Here is a 466-nt window from a genome sequence, read left to right as displayed (position 1 = left end):
ATGCGACGCTTAGCCCCCGCAGTGCTGCTCATGAAGCGCAGGGCTGCCGCTTCATACCGGAAATGGGCGAACTCACCCCGAAGAGTGCTATCTGTCCCCTGTAGCGATTGTGGGCGCTTTGACAGGGCAGGGCGAGGATGGCTGGCGACTTTCTTGATCATCGCTTCACATTTCCCCAGTTTCGCCATTTCAGTGGCCGCTACAGATGCTGTCATGTTGTCACACCTCGTCGCTATGTGTCTTGTTTAGCTGGCGCTCGTACTCGTTTAGCGCCCGGCGAATTTTTTGCTAAGGCAGTGGCGCGTTGTCTTAACACGGCATACCTGGTTTCAACTTGCTGGATCAACTCTTGTGCCCAGGCAGGCTCTTTCTTGAAGTGCGACATGCTATAGGCATGACCCCGACCCTTCTTGATATGTGTCGATAGAACCCTTTTCTTTTGTCCGGGAACCTGTTCGACAAATCT

At 53.6% G+C, this 466-nt stretch carries 2 protein-coding genes; both read right to left on the bottom strand.

Going from position 1 to position 466, the window contains the following annotated elements; all coding sequences use genetic code 11:
- Positions 1–215: hypothetical protein (locus BHE89_RS20490; RefSeq protein ID WP_128860270.1), on the bottom strand; the 215-nt coding region annotated here is incomplete at its 3' end.
- Positions 216–232: 17 nt separating this feature from the next.
- A partial coding sequence (gene mobI, locus BHE89_RS20485) for a conjugative transfer protein MobI(A/C) (RefSeq protein ID WP_353615153.1) occupies positions 233–466 on the bottom strand: 234 nt, incomplete at its 5' end.

It is taken from the genome of Shigella sp. FC1967, assembly GCF_001743005.1.
Classification (GTDB): domain Bacteria; phylum Pseudomonadota; class Gammaproteobacteria; order Enterobacterales; family Enterobacteriaceae; genus Proteus.
The sequence above is the reverse complement of the archived record's forward strand: the minus strand, read 5'-3'. Positions and strand labels throughout refer to the sequence as shown.